The following is a 1,135-nucleotide window of genomic DNA, read 5'->3' as shown; positions in this document are numbered from 1 at the left end:
CTAGTGTCCTGTCCCGCTAATACGTGAGCAAAGTCGATGGAGCTTTTCGAGGATCGAATCTGCGGTGGCAGTCCATTTGAAGGGCTGGCAGTTGACGTTGTGCGCCGTAACGAAGTGATCGATGCGCTGCACGAGTTGTTTAACGCTAGTAAACGAGCCACGACGGATGACCTTGTCGGTAATCAACGAGAAGAAGCGCTCGACCTGGTTTAGCCAAGAGCTGTATGTCGGGATGAAGTGCATATGCCAACGTGGCCGAGCTGCCAGCCACGCTTTGATCTTCGGATGGCGGTGTGTAGCGTAGTTGTCTGCAATGCAATGAATGTCTAAATCGGCGGGAACAGCCTTGTCAATCTCGCGCAGGAAGGCAAGGAACTCCTGATGCCGGTGACGCGGCTTGCACGTCGCTAGCACTGCACCGTTGAGCACGTTCAGGCTGCAAATAGGGTTGTGGTGCCATGGCGCTTGTAGTCGTGGGTAACACCCTCGACATACCCAAACCCCAGTGGCAGCATCGGCTGCGTGCGCTCCAGCGCCTGGCATTGGCTTTTCTCATCCACGCAGATCACCAAAGCGTTGTCCGGTGGACTCAGGTATAGGCCGACCACGTCGCGCAGCTTCTCGATGAAGAATGGGTCGTTGGACAGCTTGAAGCTCTCAGTGCGATGAGGCTGCAGTCCAAAGAGCTGGAAGTAGCGCTGCACGCTGCTCTTGGAGATGCAGGTCTCGGCGGCTACCGCACGTACGCTCCAATGCGTCGAGCCGTTAGGCGGCTTGGTATGCAGTGTTGTCTGGATCAACTGAGCCAGCCGTTCATCGTCAATGGTACGTGGTGCACCAGGACGCACGTCATCGTAGAGGCCAGCAATGCGCCGCTCGATGAACCGCATGCGCCATTTGCCCACAGTATGCTCGCTCATCTTCAGCCGTGCGGCAATCGCGTTGTTCGGCTCTCCTTGGGCACTGGCCAACACCAAACGAGCTCGATTGCTCAGCGCTGCAGGCAACGAGCGGCTACGCGCGAAAGACTGCAGCTGCACCCGCTCTTCATCGCTCAACACCAATTGAGTCTTTGGTCTGCCAGTTCTCATAGCGGTATCTCCGTTCTCAAGATACCGTATTGGCATGCACGATT

The 1,135-nt window shown here is 56.6% G+C and carries 2 protein-coding genes; both read right to left on the bottom strand.

Annotated elements, in window-relative coordinates; genetic code table 11:
- Nucleotides 1-543: an IS630 family transposase gene (locus tag F7P80_RS17335; protein WP_282959040.1), complete on the bottom strand. Its 543-nt coding sequence runs from the start codon at nucleotides 541-543 to the stop codon at nucleotides 1-3.
- Entirely contained in the window at nucleotides 432-1,058 is a 627-nt protein-coding gene (locus F7P80_RS17330) for an IS630 family transposase (RefSeq protein ID WP_282959039.1), read from the bottom strand. The genes F7P80_RS17335 and F7P80_RS17330 overlap by 112 nt, the downstream gene beginning before the upstream one ends.
- Between the last annotated feature and the right edge of the window lie 77 nt (nucleotides 1,059-1,135).

The organism is Comamonas kerstersii, from assembly GCF_008801935.1.
GTDB lineage: Bacteria > Pseudomonadota > Gammaproteobacteria > Burkholderiales > Burkholderiaceae_C > Comamonas > Comamonas kerstersii.
The sequence above is the reverse complement of the archived record's forward strand: the minus strand, read 5'-3'. Positions and strand labels throughout refer to the sequence as shown.